The sequence below is a fragment of the Bacteriovorax sp. As-1 genome, assembly GCF_058446905.1.
This window is the reverse complement of sequence record NZ_CP184341.1, coordinates 908,599-933,863: the sequence shown is the minus strand read 5'-3', so window position 1 is coordinate 933,863 and position 25,265 is coordinate 908,599. Positions and strand designations below refer to the sequence as shown.

Genomic DNA, 25,265 nt, shown 5'->3' with positions numbered 1-25,265 from the left:
TTATGAAGCGATTTTACAACAAACAGGGCCCTGGTATCAAAGGGAAAGTTCTCACAAGTGTGATGTCACTGACATTGCTCATGAACTTTCAGACGCCGGCACTGGCAGCATCATCAACAGATTGTGAGGGGATGAATCACCCGGCCTATCAAGATGAATACCGCGCTTGTTTAAGAGTGGATATCGCAGCTTCAGCGAGTGCCGCAGGTGTGGATTGTATCGACTGTCTTTTTGCTCAAAAGCAAGAATCAAATCCATGGGTAGAAGCACTGGGAATCGTAGCTCAGCCACTAGCATACGTGGGAGCAACATACCTTGGAGCAAAATACGCTTATAAATCACAACAAGCGTGGGCCAATGCTTATGAAGCTGGTCACACACAATGTACAAACAGATTTAACTCTTACTTAAATTACAACGTAGAGCGCGGAGCAAACCCAATTCTTCCTGATGAAGCTCAGGGTTTAGCAGCTTCATGTAACGGGATGGGAATGGGAATGTACGCTGGATACGGCGGACTATCTGGTAACGGCTACGGCGGTTACGGCAATCCATTCTTAGGTGCAGGTTACTCATCAGGATTCCTTGGCGGAATGATGGGGCCATACTACGGTGGTGGTTATGGTGGTTACGGAACAGGAATTGGAACTGGTGGATTTGGTGCAGGTCTTGGTTTAGGACTTGGTAGCGGTCTAGCAGGAATGATGGGATACGGTGGTTACCCAGGACTTGGAATCAGTGGTGGAATTAACATCGGTATCGGTGGCGGACTTGGAGGATATCCAGGAATGGGCGGATACGGTGGTATTGGTGGATACCCAGGAATGGGTGGAATCGGTGGAATCGGTGGAAGCATCGGTATCGGTGGTGGAATCGGCGGATACCCTGGCATGGGCGGAATTGGCGGTGGCATCGGTGGATACCCAGGAATGGGCGGAATCGGTGGCATTGGCGGCTACCCTGGTATGGGTGGAATTGGTATCGGCGGTGGCATCGGAATCGGTGGATACCCTGGGATCGGGGGAATTGGTGGTATCGGCGGCGGTATGGGTGGATACCCTGGAGCTGGTATCGGTGGTGGAATTAATATTGGAATCGGCGGTGGTATCGGAGGCGGTATTGGCGGTGGATACCCAGGAATGGGCGGAATTGGTGGTTATCCAGGAATGGGTGGCGGAATTGGTTACCCAGGGGCCGGTGGAATTTATGGGCCGGGAATTGGTATCGGGGGATCTATTGGTGTAGGTGGCCCAGGTGTTAACTACCCAGGCGGAATTGGAATTGGTATCGGCAACAATGGTGGATGTGGAATCCTATGTGTTGGCGGCGGTATCGGTGGAGGCATCGGCGGTGGCGTTGGTGGATATCCAATCGGTGGCGGAGGATATTATCCAGGTGGTGGAACTGGCGGTTACTATCCAGGTGTTGGTGGTAACGGTGGATACTATCCTGGTGGTGTAGGTGGTAATGGTGGTTATTATCCAGGCGGCGTCGGTGGTAACGGTGGTTATTATCCAGGCGGTGTAGGTGGTAACGGTGGTTACTATCCAGGCGGCGTCGGTGGTAACGGTGGATATTATCCAGGTGGCGTTGCTGGCAACGGCGGATACTATCCAGGAGCAGGTGGAAACGGTGGATACTACCCAGGTGGCGGTGGTGTTTACGGGCCAGGAACTATTGGTGGTGGAGCTGGTGTCGGTGTCGGCGTTGGTGGACCAAACAATGGTGGATACTGGGGAGGAACTGGCGGATGGAACGGTTCAGGTGGTTACGGAACTGGTGGCATGAACGGTGGATACTATGATCAGTATCAGGCCCAAATGCAAATGCAGTACGGAATCATGGGACAAAACCAAGCGATTGCTAACCGTATGCAAGGAAACGCGATGACAAACCAAATGGGGATGCAAGCGCTTCAACAAAATTATCAAACAGCTTATAACGACCTATACTCAATGGGTGGAGCTGGGTACTACGGTGGAGTTCCATACTCTGCAGGAAACCTAGGCGGAGTCTTTGGAGTGCAAGGTGGAATTTCAGCAAGCTTTGGAATGTAATTAGAACATTAGATCAGATAAAAAAAGAAAGGCTCCCAATGGGAGCCTTTTTTATTTCTTGTGCATTAGCGTTCTGTAATCGTCTTTAAAAAGAACTTCGATCTTATTGTTGTCGATTAGCTTCTCAACAACACCTTGTCCGAAAGTAGGGTGATTAATCACATCTCCCATTTGGAAAGACTCTCTTGTTGAGTATTCTTTTCCTTGAGACGTCGTTTTGTTCATTGCTTTAGTCCATAGGTCTGTTACAGACTCAGATGTTTTTTTACCAGAAGCAGAACGTGCGTTCTTAATGACTCTATCAATTGAAGTTTTTTTCTTTGTTGCGCTCGGATCTTTAAACGAGTGAGTCGCTTTACAAGTTTTACACTGAACTTTATCAGCTTCAGTTGCTGATTTCATAGTCACGATGATGTGTGCTAGAATCAATTTACATTTAGAGCAGTGAGAGAGGATTTCTTTTCCAACGCCGATTGAAGACATAATTTTTGAACCTATTTTGAAGTAAAAGGAATTTAAAAAGAGTATTAGAAGTGGACGAATCTGTAAAGGACAATAAGACAAAAGCAACTCTGGTGACAGTGAAAATGGAAGATAAGGCCAAACTACTTCCGACTAAACCAGGTTGTTATTTGATGAAGAACAAAGACGATCAAATAATTTACGTTGGCAAGGCCAAGAATTTGCGTTCGCGTGTCTCTTCGTACTTCAATAACTCAGCAAAAAACGCCAAAACTGATATCTTGGTCAGTCATATTACTGACTTCGATTTTATTATGACGACTTCGGATGCGGAGAGCTTTGTTTTAGAAAACACTCTCATTAAGAAGCACACTCCCAAATATAATATCCGCCTAAAAGATGATAAGTCATACCCCTATGTGGTGATCAATCACAATGAACCTTTCCCTAGACTGGAATTTGTCAGAAGGGTGAAGCGTGCTAAAGGTGTCGAGGTCTATGGCCCTTTTGTCACGGGAAGTAACGTCTGGGATATCATTCGCATCCTCACGCAAAGTTTTTGTCTGCGCGACTGCACGCTCTCGGAATTCAGGAAAAGAAAAGAGCCATGTCTTTTGTTCCAAATGCATCAGTGTAGTGCTCCTTGTGTAGGAAAGATCAGCGCAGAAAATTATGAAAAAGATCTCGATTATGCCCGCGATATGTTTTCAGGAAGCGGGAGTAAAACGATTAAAGAATTAGAAAGGCGCATGTATGAAGCCTCGGAGAATGAGGAGTTTGAAAAGGCCGCTCTTATCCGCGATAACCTTCGCGTGCTTTCTGATTTTGCCAATAATTTTAAGCAAGAAAATGCTGAGCATGGAGACGAGAAGAATCTGGATATCGTGGCCTTTTATCAGGGGGAGATTGAAGTTGATATTTCTGTCTACATGATGAGAAACGGTGTTCTTCTTGGACATAAAAATTTTAACTTTTCCAATCTCGATATTGTGGAGTCTTTGGAAGAGTCAGTGCTTAACTTTTTATTTCAATATTATTCGACGACTTATGATTCGTTGCCTGATTTGATTATTACGCAAATGGATCAGGAGAATAATGAAATGCTAGAGGCTGGAGTCAATACCCTTGGAAAGACCATCCGTGTTCGACCTCCACAAAAGAAATACGATTCATTTCTTAACCTCACTCGCGATCATGCTTTTGAACAACAGCGCGTGCGCCTGCTTCATGAAGACTCAGTTTATGTAGGGCTTAATAAGCTTAAAGATCTTCTTTCTCTTAAAGAAAGACCGGTGGTGCTTGAGTGTTATGACGTTGCCATTTTCCAGGGATCGAGCCCGACGGCTTCCCAGATAGTTTTCCACGACGGCAAGCCCGATAAGAAAAACTATCGCTATTACCATCTTGAAGAGCGTCCGGAAGGCAATAACGACTTTGCCATGATGAGAGAACTTATTATCAGAAGATCTGATAATGGAAGTCTCCCTGATGTCTTTATTGTCGATGGGGGCTGGGGGCAGGTGAATGTTTTTAAAGAGGCACTTAAAGAGCTGGAGATTAAAGTTCCAGTTGTCGGGATCGCCAAATCTAAAAACGTTCGTACTAAAGAAGGATTTAGAAGCGAAGATATTAAAAAATCTGAAGAGCGCCTGATTATCCCGGGCAGGGCCAATCCTTATTTCTTAAATCAAAACCGCTCACTTTTTAAAATTATTGTCCAGATGAGGGATGAGGCCCACAGGTTCTCACGAAAGCTTCACCATAAAGAAGAAACAAAAAGGGTGCTCGGAACAAAGAAGCCGCGAAAAGCCAAAAAAGCGGACAAGGCCTCTAGCGATTCTTAATTTCTTTTACAATAGATTCAAACACCCTTTCATTGTCTTTATTGGATAAGAAGTTCGAACGAGTGCACAGGTAAAGCTTGTAAGATTTTTTATCTCCCATCAATACTTTAACTTTCAAAGCAGACTTTTTACCAAGGCTGGATTGTGGAATGACAGCGTAGCAGCCAAGCTCTGAAACCATTTTTATCATCGAGCGATGTGAGTTGATTGAAAATTTTATTTCAATTTTTTTTAATTGCAGCTTCGTTAAATTGTTTTTTAAGAAATTGGTTGTAAAGGCGTCATCAGGGCGATAGGTCGCAAGGGGCAACACTTGATTATGTTCCAGGTCTTTTGGTTGTGACTTGAGTGATGAAATCAAGATGGCCTTGTCCTCGTAAACTCCAACGCAGTGGAGTGATTTGTTTTCCGGGACTTTGTGAATCAGGATGAAATCCAGTTCGCCTGTTAAAAGTCTATCTATCAGCTCATCCGTTGAGCGCAGAGACAGCTGGAATTTTGAGAGTTGCCCCTTTTTGTTGAGTTTGGTTAATGCTGGAATCAGGATTTTCTCTCCTGCCTCATAGACGCTGCCAATTTTCAAAGGAGCTTCACCTGTGGTTGTGGCCGAAACGGACACCAGGTTCAGGTAACTTTGATAAATTTTATCCCGAAGCACCTGGCCTTTATTTGAAAGTGCGATGTTTTTCTTATCTCTGATGAAGAGCTCATATCCAAGGCTTTCTTCCAGCAGTTTAATCTTCAGGGAAATTGCCGGTTGGGAAGTGTGAAGGATTTTAGCAGCCTGTGAAAAGCTTAAGGTGTCAGAAAGGACACAGAAGGCTTCCAAGTGGTTTAAATTCATCGACTTCATTTATACCTTTTTAATATTTAATTTATATTTTTATATTATTTTAATCTCAAATCTTTTTATTGTACATAGTGCAAAAATAAAAAGGAGATATCTATGAAGTACCTTGCACTTGGATTCTTGTTTCTTGTTAATGTAGCCTCTGCTAAATCAGTTCTTGATGAGCACCGCTGGTTAATGATGGATTGCCATAATGAAAAGTCCTCGTTTCAATTCAGCATATCAAGCGACTCTCTTGGTGGGATTAATCAGATCACTGACGCAACTATCGGTGGAGAGATTAAAAAAGCAATGGAGTGGGATCCTATTGAAGAAAAACCGATCGTGGCCTTGGCAAAAAGAAATGGAAACAACTTTGAAATTCTTCTTCGTTATGAAAATAATATCATGTGGCCAACATACTTAAACCTGAAGATGATCTACAAACCAGACGGGTATATTACTTATGTGAATGTGAATGGAGATGAGGGAGAGTATTTAAAAGAGAAAACTATTTTCCAATGCTCTATTGGAAATCATGGACGCGTCTACCTTCAGACTTCTAAATTCTAAAATAAAAAAGCTCCCCGAAGGGGAGCTCTTATGTCTATTCGATTGGCTTTCCATATTATTGAGTACGGGCCTTACGAAAAGAAATGACTTAATTTTATAAAATCAATTTATAACATGAATGATTTTTCTGTTGCCTTGTCCACAGTCCGGGCATCTCGCCGATTCCTGCATTAAAAGATTTTTGTAATCAGATAGGTGAGTCAGCACTAGTTTTGCGCCACAGATCTGGCAGTCATTGATGATCTTTTTTACGTTCTTGATATCGCCGTAATATTCTTGAAAGTTTTCGAATTTGTAGTCTGTTTCCATTGACATGCAGGTGCTCCTGTTTTCACGTTACACAATCTTTTTCGGATTTATTTTTACGCGTCTTTACACCCGGCTTTAAAAATGGGAACTTAGGGATAATTTTGCTTATGGACCAACAATTTAAAAAAATTATTCAAAAAACTAAAGCTTTAAAAGAAGACTTAGATCCTCTGGCAAAGACGTTTGAAGGTGCCCTTTTTAAGGACTCTTCATGGGTGTTTTCATTTGATGAGTCAGTGCAGGTGGAAAGTGCTCTTGCCCCTGCTCCAATGAGGGCCGCCCCATTGGCCGCGACCGCACCAGTGAAAAAAGAAGCACCAGAGAGGCCGAAAACTGGCGCTCTTTCATTAGTTCTTTTTGTTGGGGATACCTATGCTGAAGGAAAAGGGGAAGACCTTTTAGGTAAGATGATCCAGGCGATGAAGTTAAAACCTGGTGAGTTTAACCGCATCCAATTTGATGAAAAATTAGAAGACATCAATGACCTGGCCGGAAATTTAACGACGCCAAGTGCAGAAACAACAAATTTAATCGAACAAATTGAAAAATTTAAACCAGAAATCGTGGTGAGCCTTGGGGCCACTGTCACCAATATTCTTCTTGGTAAGAGAGAGAAATTGTCAGGTATTCACGGGCAATTTTTTGACAAGTCTGCAGGATCTTATCATTACCATCTTATGCCACTCTTTCATCCAGACTTTTTAGTCATCAATCCCAATATGAAACGCACAGCTTGGATTGATCTTCAGAAGGTTATGGAGCGCGTAGGGAAAATTTGATCGCCTAGGCGAGTCTCATTCTTTTTCGATACAATTAATGAGAATAATCGCTTCTAGGATGGAAGTGATTCAACCAAACATTTTTGGATGAAGTCGAGTAGGATGCTCAAGCTAACAGTTCTTTCCTTATTATCATTTTTGACTTTGATGGACCGTGTTTCAGCGGCCCCTGTTGTCAGCGTAAGAATCGGCAAGTCTCTAAAAAATATCCACGTCACGGGCCTTGATTTAAAGAGACACCTTCTCTTTAATGATGATTATAAAAACTACACTGGAAAAAAAACGGTGAAGTTTAATTGTGAAACTTTCACGACTCTCAATAGGCAAAAAAATAAACCGATCTTGCTGGCCACACTTGAGTCGCCGACAGGCCTTCTTTCTTATGAAAACGTAAAGTATCAGGGAATGTTTAAAGTTATAACCAATTCAAAAGGAGATAGCTGTGACATTATTAATGATATCCCAATGGAAGCTTATATCAGTTCTCTCTTAACTAAAGAGATGAATTCAAAATGGCCGGCAGAAGCACTGAAGGCACAGGCCGTTGCGGCCAGAAGTTATGCTCTCCATAAGATGCAAAGCCAGCAAGTCAGTAAGGAGTTGGGAAGCGAAGCTTTTTATGATTTGGAAAGCTCTGAAAAGCACCAGGTCGGGGGCGCTTTCTTTGATGCTACTGATTCAACTATCAGTGCAGCTTATTCAACAAAAGGCGAAGTTCTACTTTCAGAAGATGGGAAAGTTCGTCCGATTTTCTTTCACGCAAAATGCGGAGGGAAAACATTAAGGCCAGATCAGGTTTGGCATAATAAAGAGCCGAGCTATCAATCGGTGAATTGCCCTTTCTGTCACAACATTGGTCCAAAAAGCTGGGCCAAGGTTATCAGCAATGAAAGAATCAAAGATTTTTTCCGCTGGGCGAGCAATCAAAAGCTCCTTCAGGAAAAATTAGAACCAAATTTTAATTCTCTGGTGATGGTGCCGGATAATATCGACCGCTTCACAGTGAATTTTTATATCAACGACCGCCCTTATATTGTGGAGAAGGCTGTCCTTCGTAGATATTTTGGAAACGTCGTTTTTCCATCAAACTCTTTTTCTCTGGAAATGAAGAGAGGTGGCTTTGTTATTTACGGTGAAGGTCTGGGCCACGGTGTAGGACTCTGCCAAATGGGTGCTTTTGCTCTGGCAAAACAGGGCTGGTCATATAAAAAAATCCTCGCTCACTACTTTCCTGGTCACGTTCTGAAAAAGATGTATTAGACTATAGGTCTGATGACTATTTTTAAATCCCTGTTTATTTTTAGTTTTTGCTGCTTCATGCTCGCGCGTGCCGAAGCCCTGACGATTCTTATCGATCCAGGTCATGGCGGTGAAGAGGATGGTGCGGTAGCGAAAACTCAGGGAGAAAATCCTCCACGGACAATCAAAGAAAAAGACATTGCTTTAGAGATCGCTAAAAGAATTCACGAACTTCTTCGTCAGAAAAATTACAGTGTGTACTTGACCCGCAGTTTTGATCGCACAGTGACTCTTCCGGAGCGTGCGGCGATTGCCGAGAAAACGAAGGCCGATCTTTTTATTTCTGTTCACATCAACTCTAGCCCAGAGTCGGGCGCCGTCGGTTTTGAAACTTACTATCTTGATAACCATGATGATGTGGCCATTAAGAAAGTAGAAAAAACAGAAAACGTCCAGGCCTCAGGTGATAATGTTGTCGTTCAGCAAATCCTGGTGGATTTAGTTGTTGAGCAGACAGTGAGCACGTCAAAACCGTTGGCAGAGAGTATCCACGGTGTTTTAAAGCAGACAGTAGGGCGCAAGTATAAAATCCCAAGTCGTGGTGTAAAGCCGGGGCTCTTTTATGTTCTGGCACTTTCAAAACGTCCGGGTGTTTTACTTGAAGTCGGATTCATCTCCACATACAAAGAAAGAGTGAGAATGATGGACCCGAAGTTTCAGGATGATTATGCAAGAGCTGTAGTGAATGGTATTGAGAGTTACATTAGAAAGCAGCAAGCGAAAACCAGGTATAACGTTCTCAAAAAGAAGAGATAAAAAAAGCCCTCTTTCGAGGGCCTTTTTATTTTAGAACTGACCGTTACAAGTCGGTTTTGTAAATGATGTAGGAATTTGAACAGTAGGTGGAGAGTATGGATTGCTTAGATTTCTCTCCGAAGTAATCACAGTGTTCATCGCTAAATCAACAACGCTGTATCCACAGTAAGTATTGCTATCAAGTACGATCCCATATGGAGCAGCGAAGTTTCTAAGTGCGCGCTCGTTAGAGATGATTGATGGAAGTGTAGAGTAAGAGTTCTTTAATTCACAGAATGATAGAGTTACGTTGAACCCGACAACTTGTGAACCGCTTACAACTTGAGTAACGAACATCAGGTCGCGGTAAGCACTTACCCCGATCCAAAGTTTATTAATAGTCCCGTTTGTTAAGAAACCTGACTGCCAGTTACCACCGATTTTATTTGAAGCAACGACTCCACCTTGAACGTAAAAGCTAACATCGTTAGTTAGACGGTAACCGTTCATGCACGATACGTTTGCTTTAATGCTTTGTACCTGATTGATAATTGTACTTCCCACCGATGTATTTAGCGCAGAGTTACCAGTATAAAAAGGAGAAGACCCCGATATACTACTGTTTACTTTATTTTCCTTCTTTCCACACGACACAAGCACAAGCGCTGTGGCGATCAGGCAAAGGTTTAAGGAGTATTTTAATCTCGATTTCATATCCGTCTCCACGGGTAGGATTATATGTCTTCTGACTATTCGGGTACTTTAACAAAAGACTTTAATTAAAAACCTAAGACCGCCAAAAAAACTCAGGTTAATTGAAGAATTTTCAAGATTTAGACGATACGGTTTAAAATAGATTAAATTCATTTAAAGAGACGTTTATGGGATTGATCGAACTCAAAGACAAATATTTAAAGCTCCTATCGGATGAGGAGCAACAGTTTAAGGTGGGCATGGGGCTGAAGTTCCTTGGCGTTTCCTTGTTCTGCACGCTCTCAGTACTACTTTTTACTTATCTTCTTATAAGAATTGATTTGATCTTTTTTGTGGCCAATGGATTTCCCGGAGCTCTGGACTTTCAAGATGCCTTTTTTGAGTTCGTTTACTCTTCGCTTTATGAAAAGCTGGGATGGCTTTTTTTCTCAGGACTTTTTATTTTTGTTTTAGGTTATTATCTTTCGGGTATTATGCTGAGACCTTTTAAGGTTATCGGTCAGTATTGTGAAGACAAGATGAGTGATAAGAAGAATTATTACACACCGGATTTCTTCTCTGACCTGAAATTGCTTACGTCTTTTTCGGTTTTCTTTTTTTCCAAGATTGATGAAGGGGTTATTAAAGGGAAGGTGACACCTAGTGAAGTTCCCGTGCATTTTACGCGTATCCATAAACCAATTTTTGAGACCAGCTTCTTTTCTAACTATGTTCTTATCATTATTATTTTTGCTTTAATGTCATCAGTAGGGATCGTGGCCATTAATATTGAGATTCGCGACCAGATCTTTGAGCTGGCCCGTAAGTTCCTCGCCAATAACCATCAAGTGAATTATTTTTTGGATGAGCAGTTTGTCATTGCAGATATCGCCGTCTATTTCTTCGTAATCTTACATCTGTTTCTTTATTTTCTTTTGGGAGTGCACATGTACGCCAAGGTGGCGACTCCGGCCTTTGCCGTATTTGCAACAATGCGCTCATTTCTGAAGGGGAATTACCACAATCGAGTGCATTTAATCGGTTATTATTATCTGCGCAACGATTGCAGGAAAATTAACAAATATCTTGAGCATGTTCAAAAAAACCTGACTTAAACGCTCTACACGAAATTTCCCTTTGAAAAAAGTCCCAAGGTTTGAGAAACTATGAGAACTAAAAATTAGTTACTCTTGTTACCAAACCAAAGGATGGATATGAAATTTTCAAAATTGCTAGTTCTCTGCCTAGGTACAGTGCTTCTTGCGAGCTGTACGTCTGATGAAAAAATGAAACAACAAATGACTAAACTTCTACAGGAAGATCCAAAAATCCTAACAGAGGCAATTGAAAAACATCCAGCTGAATTTATCACTGCTCTTCAAAACGCTGCTAAGAATGCTCAGGAAGAAATGGGTAAGAAGCGTGAAGAAGACGAAAAAAAGAAACTTGAAGAGTCATTTGATAAGCCACTTGTGGCAGAAATCAGAAGTGACGAAGCTATCCGTGGGCCAAAAGATGCTCCTCTTACACTTGTAGAGTACTCTGACTTTGAATGTCCATTCTGTTCACGTGGATACGCAACAGTTAACGACCTAATGAAGAAGTACAACGGAAAAATCCGTTTCATCTACAAGCACCTTCCACTTAGCTTCCACGAGCAAGCGATGATCTCTGCTCAATACTACGAAGCGATTCGTCTTCAAAATGAGCAAAAAGCATGGCAATTCCATGATGAAATTTTCATGAACCAAGCAAAACTTAAAAACGGAGCTGCGTTCCTAGATGCTTCTGCTAAAAAAGTTGGTGCTGACATGGCAAAACTAAAAAAAGACCTGAACTCAGATGCAGTTAAAAACAGAATCGCTGCTGATATGAAAGAAGCTGCAGATTTCGGAATGCAAGGAACTCCTGGTTTCCTTCTAAACGGTGTTCCTGTTCGTGGTGCTTACCCGGCCGAATACTTTGTTACTCTAGTTGATGAACTAGTGAAACGTGGAAAGGTAAAGCTTTAGTCTTTAGCTTTAGTTAAATTGTCTTTTTAAAAAGTCCGTTTATAATATCATTCAAAGGGTCACGTAATAGTGGCCCTTTTTATTTTCAACAATTAAACAAATGAGTCGTCTATGGAAGGATCTGTTTACAGTTCTTTAGGTCTTCGAATGAATCGCACATTCCGCGAAAAGCAGGGGGAATTGCTTTCATTAAAAGATTTCCTTGAACACAAGTTCATCATTCATAATCAGGATGAGCTTAAAAAGATTTTTATCAAAGACCTGAAGGGGATTTTGCAAAAGGAGAACCTTTTTGATTTGATTCAGGGATTCTTTGATCTAGAAACAGATTTGAATAATGCTTATGAAAGACTGGACTTCGAAATTACTCAGGTAAATTTCGACGAGTTTTATAAAAATCTTTCTCCGGTCTTAATGAGAGCGCTTTTAGAAAACTCAACTCAGCCAGACAATGCTGTTATGATTTTAAAATCTATTAAAGAGGCCCTGCGTATCGCTCTTGAGGAAGAGTTGGTGCAGCTAGAAGATATCGAGGGTTAATATGAATCGTAAAGAATTAATTGAAGTGCTTTTAAAAGACCGCGACCTATCGACGATGACTAAGAAGCAGGCCAATCAGTTCATTGATGTCATGTTAGACACTATAAAGAGAACAGTTAAAAAAGGTGAGGATGTAACTCTGGTTGGATTCGGCACTTTTACTAAATCGAGAAAAGCTTCAAGACTTGGAGTGAATCCGTCAACTGGCGAGCGTATCAGAATCCGTGCTCGTGTCGTTCCAAAGTTCAAACCAGGTAAGCCCTGGAAAGAAAGCTTGTAATTTGATCTGATCAGTCGGGTAAATTTTTCCCATGTCAAAAGACAGACTGTCAAAATTCCCAACTTTTTCTCTCAAAAGGGAACTTTCTTCCATTTTTTAATGTCCGCACTTGAACCATTTTGCCTTCCTATGTATAATTTTTGACAGGTACCCAATAAACCATGGAAGGTGAAAAGTTGGCCGAAGAGAATAAGACCGCTGATCAGGAAGGATCGAGCGCCCCGTCTGGAAAAAATCCGTTATTAGTCGTTTTAGTATTAGTGAATACTCTTGCGGTATGTGCAATCGGCTTTTTCCAATTTCAAAATCACAAGAAATTAAACTCAGTAACAACAGCTGCAGATGTTATGCAACAGCAATTAGCTGAAGGCGAACACGGTAGTGGTGCTGCTGCAGAAGGTGGTGCTGCTGAAGGTGGTGGAGAGCACGGAGCTCCTGCTGCAGGTGGAGCTGCAAAAGAAGTTAAGACTGATGGTCTAATGTATCCAATTGATCCGTTCACAGCAAACCTTGCTCAAGGCGATGGACCAAAGAGATACATTCGTATTTCATTAGTATTAAAGTTCACGAAAGATACAAAGAAAGAAGAAGTAGATGCAAGAAAGCCACAGATTTCGGACGCTATCATCAGTATGTTGAATGCGAAAAAACCTGAAGAGCTTCTAAAGCGTGAAGGAAAAGAGTACTTAAAAGAAGAAATTAAGACGGCAATCAATAACTTTCTTATTGATGGTCACTTGGAAGATATTTATTACGTAGGATTTCAAATTAACTAGACCGAGAAACATGGGCTGACATGATGTCAGCAAGCACAAGCTTTAAGAATCCCAGGAGGGGAGAATTATGGCACAAGTACTAAGTCAAGATGAAGTAGATGCATTATTGAACGCTGTTAACGATGGTGGAACAGACTCGTTTTCAGGTGGTGGTGACACTGGTGGTGGATCATCAGATGACTCTGATGAAAACATTCAGACCTACGACCTCACCAACCAGGACCGCGTTATCCGCGGAAGAATGCCCATCCTGGAAATTATCTATGAAAGATTCATCAGAAGCTTTCGTGTATCGCTTTCTAACTCCCTTAGAAAGATTTCGACAATTTCAATTATTTCTACCGACCTTTTAAAGTTCGGTGAATTCGTCAATACACTTCCGATCCCATCGTGCATGTGTATTATGAGATATAACGAACTCAGAGGACCAGCTCTTCTGGTGTTCGAATCAAAACTTGCTTACGCTATCATCGATTCATACTTCGGTGGAACAGACCGCCCATTCACAAAGATTGAAGGGAAAGAATTCACGATGATCGAACTATCGTTCATGAGAAAGATCATGGATATGGCGATCAACGATCTTGAAGAAGCATGGGCACCAGTTCACCGTATCGATGCTCAGTATTTAAGAACGGAAATTAACCCTCAGTTCGTAGGGGTTGTACCTCCTTCAGATGTAATTATCGCAACAACTCTTGAAGTTGAATTCGAATCAGCTTCAGGAACAATCATGATCGTCGTTCCGTATTCGACGATTGAACCAATTAAGCAAAAGCTTTCTTCTAGCTTCCAGACTGATAACGAAATGGCAGATTCCATCTGGACTCAGGCCATGAATGAGCACATCAAGAACACAAAAGCGACAATGGTTGTTCGCCTAGGTGAAACTGAGATGACTCTGGGAGATCTTCTAACATTGGAGCCGGGAGATATTATTCCACTCAATCAGGATGCTTCGGGAGAAGTCACTGTGGCAATTGAAGGTGTGGATAAAATGAAGTGTCTGATGGGGACTTACAAGGGAAGTCGCGCTGTACAGATCACTCACGTGGATACACCAGTAACGTATGATGAAGAAGCAGAAGATTAAATAAGGGTAGGAGAGGAGATAAAGATATGAATAAGGTGACAGTTGATAGAATGGCAGATTCGGTAAAGGCGGGGGATGACTCTCTCAATAAGCTAAAAGTCCAGAACCTGGATTTTATCTTAGATATCCCGCTAAAAGTTTCAGTAGAGCTGGGAAGAACTCAGATCATCGTGAAAGATTTACTACAACTTGGTCAGGGTTCGGTTTTGGAACTAGATAAGCTGGCCGGAGAGCCGCTTGAGATCCTGGTAAATGGCAAGCTGGTTGCAAAAGGTGAAGTAGTAGTTGTTAACGAAAAATTTGGTATTCGTTTAACAGATATTATCAGCCCGATTGAACGCATTGAAACTTTAAAATAAACATTTCCAAGGATTGGAGAAGACAGTGAAAACATTAGTACTATTAATCGCAAGCTTAATTTCCTTAAACATCTCAGCTGCTGATGTCACGATCAAAGGTGCTGACTTAGTTAATGCGAAAGGAAGCGAATCAAAACTAGTCATCAGACACGCGGGAGCGTTAAACGACAATCCAAAAATCAGTGTTTCAGACAAAGTTTTAAGCATTTCCATCCCGAATTCAGGATTAGGTGCAAAGATTAATAAGAAAGTAAACGGTTCAGCTCTATCGGCGACGATGACTGGAGAAGAAACGGTTGCAGTTAATGTCATTCTTCCATACTCACTTAAAGGTAGAGAATCAGACGTAACGATCGCCCTGAGAGATGGTGCTATCGACGTACACTATCCACGCCTACAGGCCCAGAAAACAGCTGAAACACAGGCTTCAAGAGCTCCAAGTATCACTGATAAAGCAATCGTCCTGGATACAGAAGCTAACAATGCAGAAGCAGAGAAGTTAGATGAAAACTATTTATCAACTCTGGTTAAAAAGCAGGAGAAGCTAGCGGACGAAAAACACGCAGAAGATAAAAAAGTGGCCCAAGATGATACTACCCAAACTGGTACCGATAGAGTCAATCTGACTCAGTCAGGTGTTGCCAAGTCTGTAAATACTACTGAAAAAGGCACGACTCAAACTGAAGGTAACGGGGAATCAAGATTTTCGGTTGCTGGCTATATTGGCAAGTTCGTTGCTTTCTTAGCTATTATGATCGCTGGATTCTACGGGGTGCTAACCTTGTTTAAGAAAGGGATCATTAAGAAGGGAAAACTAGGATTTTTACACAGTACAAAGCTTGTTGAGGTGTTAAGCACAACTCACATTGCTCCAAAGAGAACATTGATGATGGTTAAGGCCCACAAACAAGTTTTCCTGATCTCGAGCTCTGAAACTGGTGTTCAGTTCCTTTCAGAGATCAACGATGTTGCAGGTCTGATCAAAACAGGCGAAGAAGAAATCACAGGATCAAACTTTGATACAAACCTTTACTCGGCAAACAAGACAGATAAAGAGTTCAAGTTAAAAGAAGAAACAAGATACGCAGACATTCAAGACGATTATGAGATGGACTCATTGGATGACATGTTAAACGATTCTGTTCCTGCGGCGAAAAACGAAAGAAAGAACGCAGGCGCTTCTGGTCTGGCAAACGCTTACGGAGCAACGAATGCTTCGAAGGCCATTGAAAAATCACCGGTTAAAGACCAGGTGAGATTCTCTGATCAGATTAAGACGAAAGTAAAAAATCTAAAACAACTTTAATAGGATTGGTGAGCATGGATGCTCGAATGAAAAAACTTTTAAAAATGCTGGCACTCATAGTAGTGCCGCTTGTTCTTCCGGCCCTGGCTTTTGCTCAGGCCGCTCCGGGAGCCAATAACGTGGCCCTTCCAGGGATGTCGATCAACTTCGGTCAAGGTGTAAACCTGGTAGACTCAATTGAAGTTCTTCTTCTTTTCACGATCATCACATTAGCTCCATCAATTCTTATTCTTTGTACAAGCTTTACAAGAATCTTGATTGTTCTTTCTTTCATGAGACAGGCAATCGGTACTCAGAACATGCCTCCTAACCAACTTCTTGTAGGTTTTGCACTTTTTCTTTCACTGTTTGTAATGCAGCCGACAGGGGAGAGAATTTACAACAAAGCAATCCAACCTTATATGGCAAAACAAATCACAACGACTGTGGCGATTGATGAAATCGTTTTAGGTCTTCGTGGTTTTATGCAAAAGCAGGTAAGAAAAGCTGATATTGGTCTTTTCTACGACGTAACAGGAAAAACGGCTCCTCAGACAATTGATGATGTTCCGATTCATTACTTGATTCCGGCCTTCATTATTTCTGAGTTAAAGACGTCATTTCAAATCGGGTTCCTGCTTTATATCCCGTTTTTAATCCTGGATATGGTCGTAGCTTCGGTTCTAATGGCGATGGGGATGATGATGCTTCCTCCAGTCGTTGTGTCTCTTCCATTTAAGCTTTTACTTTTTGTACTGGTAGATGGATGGCAACTTGTAACAGGATCGATCTTAAGATCGTTCAACCAATAGGCGGCGTATGCAATTTGATTCATACACAGACATTACTCATCAGGCAATTAAAGTTGCTCTTATGGTTTCAGCTCCAATGCTGGTTGGAGCATTGATTGTAGGTATTTTAGTATCGCTTTTTCAGGCGGTGACTCAGATCAACGAGCAGACGTTAACGTTTATCCCAAAGATCATCGTTATCGTAGCAGCTCTTATGTTCTTTGGACCATGGATGTCTGATTCACTAACGACGTTTACGAAAGATTTAATTTTACAGATTCCTAACATTGTAGCTGAGAGATAATAGGAATGTTGAATATTCAAATAACAGACATGGCAATGATCACAGCATTCTGGTTAGCATTTACCAGATGGCTTGCTATCATTTTCCAACTGCCGTTATTTGAAAGTGTAACGATTCCGGTTGTGGTAAAAGTCCTGACAACTCTGATGCTGACTTTTGCTTTTTTCCCTTTAATTCAGGATCAGCTTCTTTTAGATATCAAGCACGTTGGGCCAGAGAGCTTCTGGTACTTAACAATTTTTAACACTCTAGTAGGACTAGTGATTGGCTTTTTTGTAAAAGCAATCATGAGTATCTTCATTTCAACTGGTGCGATCATCACTCAGCAGATCGGATTAAACGCTCTAAGTTACTTCGATCCTTTAGCAGGTTCTCCGATCGGTCCATTTGAAAAACTAATTGAGTGGACAGTGCTTATGATGATCATCACTTCGGGGGCCCTGCTTCCGATGTTTAAAGGTGTGATCTCATCGTTTTCAACGATCCATGTTTACAACATTGGAAAACTTGCGCACTCGATTGATTTTTTCATGATCATGTTTAAGTCGATCTTCATCTCGTCAATCATGCTGGCAACGCCGATGATTTTCGTGAACTTGATTATTAACGCTGTCATGGGAATCATTTCCCGTGCAGTTCCTCAGATGAACGTTATCGCTGTAAGTTTTGCGGTTAACATTGGACTGGGGCTTTTAGTGTTTGCAGTAGGCTCAGATGAGTTCTTTGCAACATGTTTTAGAATTTACACTGAAAGACTGGGAGATTGGTTCCAGTTAATGTCGTAAGACTATAGTACACACTGTTTCAAGGATTGAAGCAGTTTTGAGGGCAGTAGAATGGCCGAAGAAATGGACGAAGGCGAAAAAACCGAAGAGCCGTCCCAACACAGAATTGATGAGTTTAGGAAGAAAGGGGATGTCGCCTCTTCACGAGAACTTACGTCTGTTCTCGTCCTGGCCGCATGTCTTTTAACTCTTTCTCTTTCATTAGTTTTTATTTTTGAGCAAATGACTGCTTATATTGAGTGGCTTTACACTCTTGATATCGCTTCTGCTTATTCGCCACAGGCCCTAAATACAATTACAACAAAAACGTTTGTGGTTGCTGCCAAATGTGCGGCCCCAGTTTTATTTGTAGCATTGTGTGTGGGGGTTCTTGCTCAAGTGGCCCAAATTGGAATCCTTTATTCTCCGGACATTCTGGAGCTGAACTTCGATCGCGTAAATCCAATCAACGGAGTGAAAAAACTTTTTTCAAAGCAAGCTCTGTTTGAAGCGGTAAAAGGTGTATTTAAGTTTGTTGTTGTTTTAGCTGTTGTCTACACTTACTTAAAAGACGATGTGGCCCGCTACAACGGTTTCATGCACCTGGAAATCTCTCAAACGTTCTTCCACGCAAAAGACCTACTACTTAGAGTTTCTTTTGCCATTATTCTCTCTCTTGCCGTGATTGCAGTCTTAGACTTTGCCTGGCAGAAGTTTACTTACAAGCAGAAGTTGATGCAAACGAAGCAACAATTAAAGCAAGAAAGTAAAGAGCAAGATGGTAACCCTGAAGTTAAGCAGAGAATCCGTCAGATTCAGCGTGAGATGTCTAGAAAACGTATGATTCAGGATGTGAAGACGGCCGACGTTATTGTCACCAACCCAACTCACATTAGTATCGTTTTGAAATATGATTCAGAAACAATGGTTTCTCCGATAGTCGTTGGTAAAGGTCAGGATCACCTGGCAATGAGAATCAGGGAAGTGGCTAAAGAGCACAACATTCCAATCGTAGAAAACGTTCTTCTGGCAAGAACACTTTATAAAACAGTTAAAGTAGGTCACCCGGTTCCGCGCAATATGTATAAAGCGGTCGCCGAAGTACTGGCCTTTGTTTACAAGCTTAAAAAGAAGCGCAAAGCGCTTTCTTAAAATAGTGAGAGTAGGTAGCGAATGAATGATTTTTTAAAGAAAATGAAAATCTTCTCCCAAGGGCCGGATGTTTTAGCGGCCGTGGGTATCCTGATGATCCTGGTGGTGATGATCGTTCCGATTCATCCATTCATCCTGGATTTATTACTGGCCTTATCTCTGGCAACTTCAGTCATGATCATGCTGGTTGCTCTTTATTCAAAGAAGCCATTAGACTTCTCTACATTTCCTTCAGTCCTGCTGATCTCAACATTATTTCGTCTGGCCTTGAACGTAGCTTCAACCAGAAACATTCTGATTCACGGAGCTAGTGACGGAACGGCGGCAGCAGGGGAACTCATCAAGTCTTTCGGAGAGTTCGTAGTAGAAGGGAACTTCGTTGTAGGTATTATTGTCTTCATCATCTTAGTTATCATCAACTTCATGGTAGTAACAAAGGGTGCTGGTCGCGTAGCTGAAGTTGCTGCAAGATTTACACTCGATGCGATGCCAGGTAAGCAGATGGCGATCGACGCCGACTTGAACGCTGGTCTAATCAACGATGTTGAAGCAAAAAGACGCCGTAAAGAAGTTGCTGAAGAAGCTGACTTTTACGGGTCTATGGACGGTGCTTCGAAGTTCGTACGCGGAGATGCAATTGCAGGTATCTTAATTACAGCGGTAAACATCATTGGTGGTATCATCATCGGTGTTGCTCAAAGTGGGATGGATTTTTCAACTGCAGCTCAAACTTTTACCCTTTTAACAGTGGGTGATGGTCTTGTGACTCAGATCCCGGCCCTGATTATTTCTACGGCTGCCGGTATTATCGTTACTCGTTCAACTAACGATGAAAACATCGGAACTCAGGTTTCAAAACAATTTAAGGTTCACCCAAAGGCCATCTATATCGCAGCAGCGGTACTTGTATTCTTTGGTTTAATTCCGGGACTTCCAAAACTTCCATTTTTTATGATGGGTGGGGCCCTGGCATACGTCGCTAACAGAATTGAAAAATCTAATACTCAGGAAGAAGTGGCAGAAAAGGCAAAAGCGGTGGAAGTTACCAAAAAGGCCAACCCACAAAACCTGGAAGAACTTCTCAATATGGAACTGGTCGAGCTGGAAGTTGGTTATGGTCTTGTTCACTTGGTGGACACGGAACAAAACGGAGACCTTCTGGAGCGTATCACTCACATGAGAAAAATCTTTGCTTTAGACTGGGGGGTTATTATTCCTTCGGTTAAGATCAAGGACAACCTGGAGTTAAAGCCTGGTGGATACTCTGTAAAAATTAAAGGGGTGCAGGTAGCGAAAGGGGAGTTAATGTCTGATTACTTCTTAGCTATGGACCCGGGAACAGTTATTGAGAAGATGGACGGTGTAGAAACTACAGAGCCGGTCTTTGGTTTAAGAGCTGTTTGGATTTCTGAAGATCAAAAAGAAGATGCTCAGTATAACGGATACACCGTAGTGGATTGCTCAACTATTGTAGCGACTCACTTAACAGAAATCCTGAAATCAAACCTTCATGAGCTGTTCGGACGCCAGGAATTAGTACGCGTTCTGGACAATTTTAAAGAGACAAACCCAAAATTAGTCAACGATTTAATTCCGGAGATCGTAAATTTAGGGATCGTTTTAAGAGTCATGAAAAATTTACTTCGCGAGGGAGTTTCAGTGCGTGATCTACGCACAATTTTAGAGACTTTATCAGAGTATGGCTCTACAATAAAAGACACTGAGGCACTGACAGAACACTCTCGTCAGGCCCTGTTTAGAACCATTACTGAGAAGATTAAAAGTGATTCAGGAGATATTCCGTTGTTCACTCTAGATCGTAATATTGAAGAGTCTATCGCTCAAAATATTATCCAGACGGATCAGGGACACCAATTGTCTCTTGATCCGAAAGTTACTCAGATCATCCTTGCTTCTCTCAACGAAAAAATTGAAGAGGCAACAAGCATGGGTGAAAAGATGGTTGTATTGTGTTCGCCAGTTATTCGCTCGCACTTCAAGCGCTTAACTGAAAAGTTTATCCCTAACCTTGTGGTAGTAAGCCACAATGAATTAAGCCCAGACGCTAATATCAGATCACTAGGAACGGTGAGGTTGTAAGAGATGTACGTTAGAAAATTTGAAGCCGACAGCATTGAAGAAGCTTTAAAAGACATTAAGCGTGAATTAGGTCCTGATGCAGTTATCTTAAAAACGATAACTAATAAGGGTCTTAAGGGCGCATTCAAAAAGAAAAAAATCGAAATCACCGCCGCGATCTCTGAAAAAAATTACGTCAGAAAGGCGTCAGTCGACACCATCTTAAACGACAATCAAAAAGAAGAATTTTACAATGGCAGCGCAAGCTATATTGCCAATATGATCGACCAGCACGATCAGTCTCAGGAGAAACGTGCAGTGCAAACGAACAATCAATCTCAAAGAAATGGTTCAGGATATGGAAGTGCCGGACTTAACCGTCCTGTGAGCACGACAAAAAATATCGCTTCATCAATCAAAGAAGGTCTGGATGATTTCCTAAGCCTTGGAGAAAGAGAAGAGCGCCAGCCGAGAAGGGGAGCGCAGGAATTTAATTTTGATGATGAAATTGAATCGGTGAGACCTGTTCCTCAAGCGCCACAAAGACAAGCAGCTCCTCAGGCGAGAGCGCAAATGCAAGCTCAGCCACAAATGCAGGCCGCTCCAGTTCAGCAAGCAGCTCCAGTTAGATCAGCTGTGTCTGATGAGCACTATGAAAAACAAAAAAACAAGATTGATGAACTAGAGAAAAAACTTTTTGAACTAACAAGAAATTTCGAACGAATTCACAAAAAAGAACCAATTGGAATTTACCAGTTAAGAACAACTCTAAGAAGCCTGGATATCAACGAAACTTATATCCAGACTTTAATTAAAAAGGGTCTGTTTGAACTAACAGATACAGATGTAGAAAATGCTGACGTGGTTTTTGAATTCGCTCTTCGCGAAATGATGAACACTGTTAGCACGGCAATGCCGCTTTTTTCGAATACTGATAGTAAAAAACAACCGGTGATCACAGTTTTCCTTTCGGAAATGTCATGTGGTCAAACGTCGATGGTACAAAAAATCGGAGCAATGAAGCCTGATTCAGTTATCATTAAAAATTCTGTGACAACGATCAATCCAAAAACAACTCCATCAACTCCGTTTGCAGAGAAAATTTTTGGTCTAAATGTTGTTAAAACTAATTCAATTGCAGAAATCGTTGCAGAGTGCCGTAAGGCCCTGGAAAGCGGAAAATCAGTTTTCATCGATTACAAATGCAGCGAATCTGAAACAAACGAAACGAAAAAATTTATCGATGGTTTAAGACGTGCATTTTCGAAAGTGGAAGTATTGATCACTCTTTCAGCAATCCACACAGAATTGTACAATAGAAAAGTCCTTGGCAGCTACAGAAGACTTTCTGATGGAGCTGTTGTTTCGCACGTTGATGCGTGTTTAAACTTTGGATCACTCTTTAACATCACACAAGATATTAAAGATCTTCCATACAAGTTTTTCGGAACAGGAGAAGTATGTCCGGATGATATTGAGCCAGCAACAGTTGAGCGCTTAATGGCCGGAATTTTTAAGTTATCGTAAACGTTTTTTAACATTTAAGAAAAGTGAAGACCATGAGGGAATTCACTAGAAGATAAGCTAAAGGGGAGACAGGAAGTCCATGCTTAGTTTAAAAAAGCCCAATCCAACGGATTGGCTAGTTTCACAGAATAAGTACCAGTCGAAAAAAACGTCTCTTAAAGCTAAAACGATCTCAGTAACTGCTGGGAAAGGTGGAGTTGGAAAAACTTCAGTTGCCGTGAAAATGGCAAAACTTCTGGCAGAGTCAGGATATAAAGTCCTTCTTTTAGACTGCGACACCAATCTGTCAAATACAGTGGTGAAGCTTGGTCTTCCAATTACCAATTATTTTTACGAACTAGTCTCTGCTCAAAGAGAGTTCGATGACTGTCTTCATAAGGACGGAAACTTGCACCTGCTATCAGGCTGTAACGGAAGCATCGATCTTTTTAATAAGAGTCTGGAAATTGACCGCGTGATCATCGATATTCTGGTCAACCATGAAAAAGATTACGATTATATCATTCTTGATTGCCCGGCCGGGATTACAAAAGAAACCCTTACTCTGAACGCTTACAGCGACTACCGTTTTGTGGTGGTGACGCCTGATAAGTCTTCAGTGACGGATTCATACTCGTTAATCAAAATTTTAAATAAAGAGTTTGGTGTTAACGATAACCATCTTCTGATCAATAAAATTTCTTCTGAGTCTCAATACCAAAGAATGATCAAAACCCTGAGTGAAACAGTCGAGACTTTCTTAAAGTGTCGTCTACACATTCTTGGAGGAGTGAAGAAAGAAGAGTTACCTGACGATCATTTCGATACTGTTCTACTTCACCAGGCAAATAATTCCCTTCATAAAAATTTCGTGAATATTGTAACAAGATTCACCGATGAGATAGAGGGCGCTAGTGGTCTGCACGACTTACATTATTCGGCGCAGTTCCAACAAGACGTTCGTTTAACAGTATAATTAAGGGAGCACTTTAGATGTCAACTCTATCAAAAAAATTAAAAAATCTTAAAGACTACCGTTCAACTGTTGAGCCGAAAGTTAAAGATGAAATCATCGTTGAATACGCACCATTAGTTAAGTATATCGCGCAGAAAATTGCTTCTCGTCTTCCCTCGAATATCGAACTGGATGACCTGATTTCATGCGGGGTCATCGGACTAATGGACGCAATTGAAAAATTCGATCCAAACCGCGACAACAAGTTTAAAACATACGCTGAATTCCGAATCCGTGGAGCGATCCTGGATGAACTTCGTGCTCAAGACTGGGTGCCAAGGTCAATTCGTGAAAAAGCTAAGACTGTTGAGCGCGCTTATTCAAAACTAGAAGCTAACCTAGGCCGTCCTGCGACTGACGAAGAAATGTGTTCAGAGCTGGGGATGAACCAGGAAGAATTCCACGATTTATTAAACAAAGCAAAGTCGATCTCTCTTCTGAATATCGACGACTCAGCAAGTTTCAATAAAGGCGATAAAAAGCTAATTTCTGAAGTGATGGAAGACCATAAGGCGCTTAACCCATACACGACAGTTTCGCAAAAAGACTCTCGCGAAAAAATTAAAGAGGGGATCATGACTCTGCCTGAAAAGCAAAGACTGGTGCTTTCTCTTTATTACTACGAAGACCTTAACCTGAAAGAAATCGGACAGGTTCTGGACGTAACTGAATCGCGCGTGTCTCAGCTTCACACTCAGGCCATCCTGAAGTTAAAAGCAAAACTACGCACGTTATTTGAATCTTCTGAGGACCTTGCAGGATAATGGCCGATAAACAAGAAACCATGAACTATCAATCAGACTTTGAAAAAGGTCTGGAAGCTCTAGAGGACATTCAGCTCCTTTCTGAGTTTTCTGTGTCTCCAATTGTGAGTCACGCGTATTTCCACCTTTCAGAAATGAAGAGAAAGGCCGACGCTATTTCCAGCGGACAGGTTTCTCACTACGATATGGTGGGGAAAGTTCTGGATGAAAAAATCAGCATGATTATTGATGATTTTTTCGGTAACAAGTCCCGCTTTAAGGGATACGAATTCTATAAAAATACTAAAAAAATTGACCTGAAAAAATGGAACCTGGTTTTAGAGACGATCCCTGAGATCCTCTCGCTAGTGACCCTGTTTAATTACCACGGTTCAGTTGATGTGCGCTTTGATGACAGCAGGCTTATGATCTCAGGCCTTATCCTGGAAGATGGGAACCTGGAGAGAAGCAGAAAGCTTATTTACGTTATCACTAGAAAACTTCTGCGCGCTAAAGTCCTTTTAACTTTCAACCTAGAGAAGACGGCGAGGGCCGGACTATTTAAGTTGGTTTTAAAGGCCGATCTTTCTCACGATGAAAACCTAGTCTACCGCGTTCACTTTAAAGTGAATAAACATGAACAGTATATGGTTGGTTTTTCGAACGTCTTTTGCCAGTATCGTTCGAATCTTCAGGACGTTAATTTAGTAGGTGAGCATAATGTTGTAGAGATCGGTCACGACCTCTCTGTAAAGCATTATATCGGATTACCTGAGTTAACTCGTTTAGAATCGGCCAACAAAGAAATTTTGCACTTTCCCTTTTTATTTCGTCCACTTTCAATCATACTACCAGTGAAGGGGAATCTTGGGACTACCGCCTTTTCACGCAGTCTGGATGACGAAAACAAGAGAAAACAGGATGTTTCTAAATACTATCGTACGATCGATTTTTTCTCGCTATTTAATCTCTAACATTTTTAAGTT

At 41.6% G+C, this 25,265-nt stretch carries 26 protein-coding genes and 1 pseudogene; 23 read left to right on the top strand and 4 right to left on the bottom strand.

What is annotated here, in order from left to right; translation table 11 throughout:
- The first annotated feature begins 2 nt into the window (after positions 1-2).
- The gene (locus ACN20O_RS04695; RefSeq protein ID WP_491637678.1) at positions 3-2,057 is read left to right on the top strand and encodes a hypothetical protein; all 2,055 of its coding nucleotides are present in this window, start codon (positions 3-5) and stop codon (positions 2,055-2,057) included.
- Positions 2,058-2,108: 51 nt separating this feature from the next.
- Here ACN20O_RS04695 and ACN20O_RS04690 read toward each other — a convergent pair whose 3' ends face one another.
- Complete coding sequence (locus ACN20O_RS04690) at positions 2,109-2,540, bottom strand: hypothetical protein (protein ID WP_491637676.1); 432 nt, start codon at positions 2,538-2,540, stop codon at positions 2,109-2,111.
- Between the two features lie 50 nt (positions 2,541-2,590).
- On the opposite strand from ACN20O_RS04690, the gene uvrC reads away from it, so the two are divergent.
- A complete protein-coding gene (gene uvrC, locus ACN20O_RS04685; protein ID WP_491637674.1) occupies positions 2,591-4,363 on the top strand; it encodes an excinuclease ABC subunit UvrC in 1,773 nt (590 codons plus the stop codon).
- Here uvrC and ACN20O_RS04680 read toward each other — a convergent pair.
- Complete coding sequence (locus ACN20O_RS04680; RefSeq protein ID WP_491637672.1) at positions 4,350-5,216, bottom strand: LysR family transcriptional regulator; 867 nt, start codon at positions 5,214-5,216, stop codon at positions 4,350-4,352. The two genes, uvrC and ACN20O_RS04680, sit on opposite strands and share 14 nt — an antisense overlap.
- Positions 5,217-5,309: 93 nt before the next feature.
- Between ACN20O_RS04680 and ACN20O_RS04675 the strand changes: the two genes are divergently transcribed.
- Positions 5,310-5,765: a hypothetical protein gene (locus tag ACN20O_RS04675; RefSeq protein WP_491637670.1), complete on the top strand. Its 456-nt coding sequence runs from the start codon at positions 5,310-5,312 to the stop codon at positions 5,763-5,765.
- A gap of 102 nt (positions 5,766-5,867) precedes the next feature.
- On the opposite strand, the gene ACN20O_RS04670 is transcribed toward ACN20O_RS04675, so the two are convergent.
- Positions 5,868-6,080 (bottom strand): hypothetical protein, encoded by a 213-nt coding sequence (locus ACN20O_RS04670; protein ID WP_102244756.1) that lies wholly within the window; start codon positions 6,078-6,080, stop codon positions 5,868-5,870.
- 101 nt (positions 6,081-6,181) lie between these two features.
- Between ACN20O_RS04670 and ACN20O_RS04665 the strand changes: the two genes are divergently transcribed.
- The 3 genes from ACN20O_RS04665 (at position 6,182) to ACN20O_RS04655 (ending at position 8,908) form a co-directional block, all read left to right on the top strand.
- Complete coding sequence (locus ACN20O_RS04665; RefSeq protein ID WP_491637668.1) at positions 6,182-6,853, top strand: uracil-DNA glycosylase family protein; 672 nt, start codon at positions 6,182-6,184, stop codon at positions 6,851-6,853.
- 102 nt (positions 6,854-6,955) lie between these two features.
- Positions 6,956-8,113, top strand: coding sequence for a SpoIID/LytB domain-containing protein (locus tag ACN20O_RS04660; RefSeq protein WP_491637667.1), 1,158 nt, complete (start codon positions 6,956-6,958; stop codon positions 8,111-8,113).
- A gap of 12 nt (positions 8,114-8,125) precedes the next feature.
- Positions 8,126-8,908 (top strand): N-acetylmuramoyl-L-alanine amidase family protein, encoded by a 783-nt coding sequence (locus ACN20O_RS04655; protein WP_491637665.1) that lies wholly within the window; start codon positions 8,126-8,128, stop codon positions 8,906-8,908.
- A gap of 30 nt (positions 8,909-8,938) precedes the next feature.
- Here ACN20O_RS04655 and ACN20O_RS04650 read toward each other — a convergent pair whose 3' ends face one another.
- Positions 8,939-9,601 carry a hypothetical protein gene (locus ACN20O_RS04650; RefSeq protein ID WP_491637663.1) on the bottom strand — a complete coding sequence of 221 codons (663 nt, stop codon included), beginning with the start codon at positions 9,599-9,601 and terminating at the stop codon, positions 8,939-8,941.
- A gap of 167 nt (positions 9,602-9,768) precedes the next feature.
- Between ACN20O_RS04650 and ACN20O_RS04645 the strand changes: the two genes are divergently transcribed.
- The 17 genes and pseudogenes from ACN20O_RS04645 (at position 9,769) to ACN20O_RS04565 (ending at position 25,253) form a co-directional block, all read left to right on the top strand.
- On the top strand, positions 9,769-10,695 hold the full coding sequence (locus tag ACN20O_RS04645; RefSeq protein WP_491637661.1) for a hypothetical protein: 927 nt from the start codon (positions 9,769-9,771) through the stop codon (positions 10,693-10,695).
- Positions 10,696-10,794: 99 nt separating this feature from the next.
- Complete coding sequence (locus tag ACN20O_RS04640; protein ID WP_491637659.1) at positions 10,795-11,592, top strand: DsbA family protein; 798 nt, start codon at positions 10,795-10,797, stop codon at positions 11,590-11,592.
- Positions 11,593-11,703: 111 nt separating this feature from the next.
- Complete coding sequence (locus ACN20O_RS04635) at positions 11,704-12,132, top strand: hypothetical protein (RefSeq protein ID WP_491637657.1); 429 nt, start codon at positions 11,704-11,706, stop codon at positions 12,130-12,132.
- Between the two features lies 1 nt (position 12,133).
- Complete coding sequence (locus tag ACN20O_RS04630) at positions 12,134-12,412, top strand: HU family DNA-binding protein (protein WP_102244749.1); 279 nt, start codon at positions 12,134-12,136, stop codon at positions 12,410-12,412.
- A 161-nt stretch (positions 12,413-12,573) separates the two neighbouring features.
- Positions 12,574-13,188, top strand: coding sequence for a flagellar basal body-associated FliL family protein (locus ACN20O_RS04625; protein WP_491637654.1), 615 nt, complete (start codon positions 12,574-12,576; stop codon positions 13,186-13,188).
- A gap of 67 nt (positions 13,189-13,255) precedes the next feature.
- Complete coding sequence (gene fliM / locus ACN20O_RS04620) at positions 13,256-14,281, top strand: flagellar motor switch protein FliM (protein WP_491637652.1); 1,026 nt, start codon at positions 13,256-13,258, stop codon at positions 14,279-14,281.
- Positions 14,282-14,367: 86 nt separating this feature from the next.
- Positions 14,368-14,640: pseudogene (gene fliN, locus ACN20O_RS04615) on the top strand (flagellar motor switch protein FliN); the annotation flags it as partial.
- Between the two features lie 25 nt (positions 14,641-14,665).
- Positions 14,666-15,946 carry a flagellar biosynthetic protein FliO gene (locus ACN20O_RS04610; protein WP_491637650.1) on the top strand — a complete coding sequence of 427 codons (1,281 nt, stop codon included), beginning with the start codon at positions 14,666-14,668 and terminating at the stop codon, positions 15,944-15,946.
- A 26-nt stretch (positions 15,947-15,972) separates the two neighbouring features.
- Positions 15,973-16,737, top strand: a complete 765-nt coding sequence (gene fliP, locus ACN20O_RS04605) for a flagellar type III secretion system pore protein FliP (protein WP_491637648.1) — start codon at positions 15,973-15,975, stop codon at positions 16,735-16,737.
- 7 nt (positions 16,738-16,744) lie between these two features.
- Entirely contained in the window at positions 16,745-17,020 is a 276-nt protein-coding gene (fliQ, locus tag ACN20O_RS04600) for a flagellar biosynthesis protein FliQ (protein WP_102244743.1), read from the top strand.
- Positions 17,021-17,025: 5 nt separating this feature from the next.
- Positions 17,026-17,805: a flagellar biosynthetic protein FliR gene (locus ACN20O_RS04595; RefSeq protein ID WP_491637646.1), complete on the top strand. Its 780-nt coding sequence runs from the start codon at positions 17,026-17,028 to the stop codon at positions 17,803-17,805.
- Positions 17,806-17,856: 51 nt separating this feature from the next.
- The gene (flhB, locus tag ACN20O_RS04590; protein WP_491637644.1) at positions 17,857-18,936 is read left to right on the top strand and encodes a flagellar biosynthesis protein FlhB; all 1,080 of its coding nucleotides are present in this window, start codon (positions 17,857-17,859) and stop codon (positions 18,934-18,936) included.
- Positions 18,937-18,957: 21 nt separating this feature from the next.
- Positions 18,958-21,036 carry a flagellar biosynthesis protein FlhA gene (flhA, locus tag ACN20O_RS04585; RefSeq protein WP_491637642.1) on the top strand — a complete coding sequence of 693 codons (2,079 nt, stop codon included), beginning with the start codon at positions 18,958-18,960 and terminating at the stop codon, positions 21,034-21,036.
- A gap of 3 nt (positions 21,037-21,039) precedes the next feature.
- Positions 21,040-22,542 carry a hypothetical protein gene (locus ACN20O_RS04580; RefSeq protein WP_491637640.1) on the top strand — a complete coding sequence of 501 codons (1,503 nt, stop codon included), beginning with the start codon at positions 21,040-21,042 and terminating at the stop codon, positions 22,540-22,542.
- 79 nt (positions 22,543-22,621) lie between these two features.
- The gene (locus tag ACN20O_RS04575; protein WP_102244738.1) at positions 22,622-23,497 is read left to right on the top strand and encodes an AAA family ATPase; all 876 of its coding nucleotides are present in this window, start codon (positions 22,622-22,624) and stop codon (positions 23,495-23,497) included.
- A 17-nt stretch (positions 23,498-23,514) separates the two neighbouring features.
- A complete protein-coding gene (locus tag ACN20O_RS04570) occupies positions 23,515-24,300 on the top strand; it encodes a FliA/WhiG family RNA polymerase sigma factor (protein ID WP_102244737.1) in 786 nt (261 codons plus the stop codon).
- Positions 24,300-25,253: a hypothetical protein gene (locus ACN20O_RS04565; protein ID WP_491637637.1), complete on the top strand. Its 954-nt coding sequence runs from the start codon at positions 24,300-24,302 to the stop codon at positions 25,251-25,253. The genes ACN20O_RS04570 and ACN20O_RS04565 overlap by 1 nt, the downstream gene beginning before the upstream one ends.
- Positions 25,254-25,265: the final 12 nt, after the last annotated feature.

Coding starts and splice junctions, on each gene's coding strand:
- ACN20O_RS04695 (WP_491637678.1), top strand. CDS start 3: ATGAAGCGATTTTACAACAAACAGGGCCCTGGTATCAAAGGGAAAGTT.
- ACN20O_RS04690 (WP_491637676.1), bottom strand. CDS start 2,540: ATGTCTTCAATCGGCGTTGGAAAAGAAATCCTCTCTCACTGCTCTAAA.
- ACN20O_RS04680 (WP_491637672.1), bottom strand. CDS start 5,216: ATGAAGTCGATGAATTTAAACCACTTGGAAGCCTTCTGTGTCCTTTCT.
- ACN20O_RS04675 (WP_491637670.1), top strand. CDS start 5,310: ATGAAGTACCTTGCACTTGGATTCTTGTTTCTTGTTAATGTAGCCTCT.
- ACN20O_RS04670 (WP_102244756.1), bottom strand. CDS start 6,080: ATGTCAATGGAAACAGACTACAAATTCGAAAACTTTCAAGAATATTAC.
- ACN20O_RS04665 (WP_491637668.1), top strand. CDS start 6,182: ATGGACCAACAATTTAAAAAAATTATTCAAAAAACTAAAGCTTTAAAA.
- ACN20O_RS04660 (WP_491637667.1), top strand. CDS start 6,956: ATGCTCAAGCTAACAGTTCTTTCCTTATTATCATTTTTGACTTTGATG.
- ACN20O_RS04655 (WP_491637665.1), top strand. CDS start 8,126: ATGACTATTTTTAAATCCCTGTTTATTTTTAGTTTTTGCTGCTTCATG.
- ACN20O_RS04650 (WP_491637663.1), bottom strand. CDS start 9,601: ATGAAATCGAGATTAAAATACTCCTTAAACCTTTGCCTGATCGCCACA.
- ACN20O_RS04645 (WP_491637661.1), top strand. CDS start 9,769: ATGGGATTGATCGAACTCAAAGACAAATATTTAAAGCTCCTATCGGAT.
- ACN20O_RS04640 (WP_491637659.1), top strand. CDS start 10,795: ATGAAATTTTCAAAATTGCTAGTTCTCTGCCTAGGTACAGTGCTTCTT.
- ACN20O_RS04635 (WP_491637657.1), top strand. CDS start 11,704: ATGGAAGGATCTGTTTACAGTTCTTTAGGTCTTCGAATGAATCGCACA.
- ACN20O_RS04630 (WP_102244749.1), top strand. CDS start 12,134: ATGAATCGTAAAGAATTAATTGAAGTGCTTTTAAAAGACCGCGACCTA.
- ACN20O_RS04625 (WP_491637654.1), top strand. CDS start 12,574: ATGGAAGGTGAAAAGTTGGCCGAAGAGAATAAGACCGCTGATCAGGAA.
- fliM (WP_491637652.1), top strand. CDS start 13,256: ATGGCACAAGTACTAAGTCAAGATGAAGTAGATGCATTATTGAACGCT.
- fliP (WP_491637648.1), top strand. CDS start 15,973: ATGAAAAAACTTTTAAAAATGCTGGCACTCATAGTAGTGCCGCTTGTT.
- fliQ (WP_102244743.1), top strand. CDS start 16,745: ATGCAATTTGATTCATACACAGACATTACTCATCAGGCAATTAAAGTT.
- ACN20O_RS04595 (WP_491637646.1), top strand. CDS start 17,026: ATGTTGAATATTCAAATAACAGACATGGCAATGATCACAGCATTCTGG.
- flhB (WP_491637644.1), top strand. CDS start 17,857: ATGGCCGAAGAAATGGACGAAGGCGAAAAAACCGAAGAGCCGTCCCAA.
- flhA (WP_491637642.1), top strand. CDS start 18,958: ATGAATGATTTTTTAAAGAAAATGAAAATCTTCTCCCAAGGGCCGGAT.
- ACN20O_RS04580 (WP_491637640.1), top strand. CDS start 21,040: ATGTACGTTAGAAAATTTGAAGCCGACAGCATTGAAGAAGCTTTAAAA.
- ACN20O_RS04575 (WP_102244738.1), top strand. CDS start 22,622: ATGCTTAGTTTAAAAAAGCCCAATCCAACGGATTGGCTAGTTTCACAG.
- ACN20O_RS04570 (WP_102244737.1), top strand. CDS start 23,515: ATGTCAACTCTATCAAAAAAATTAAAAAATCTTAAAGACTACCGTTCA.
- ACN20O_RS04565 (WP_491637637.1), top strand. CDS start 24,300: ATGGCCGATAAACAAGAAACCATGAACTATCAATCAGACTTTGAAAAA.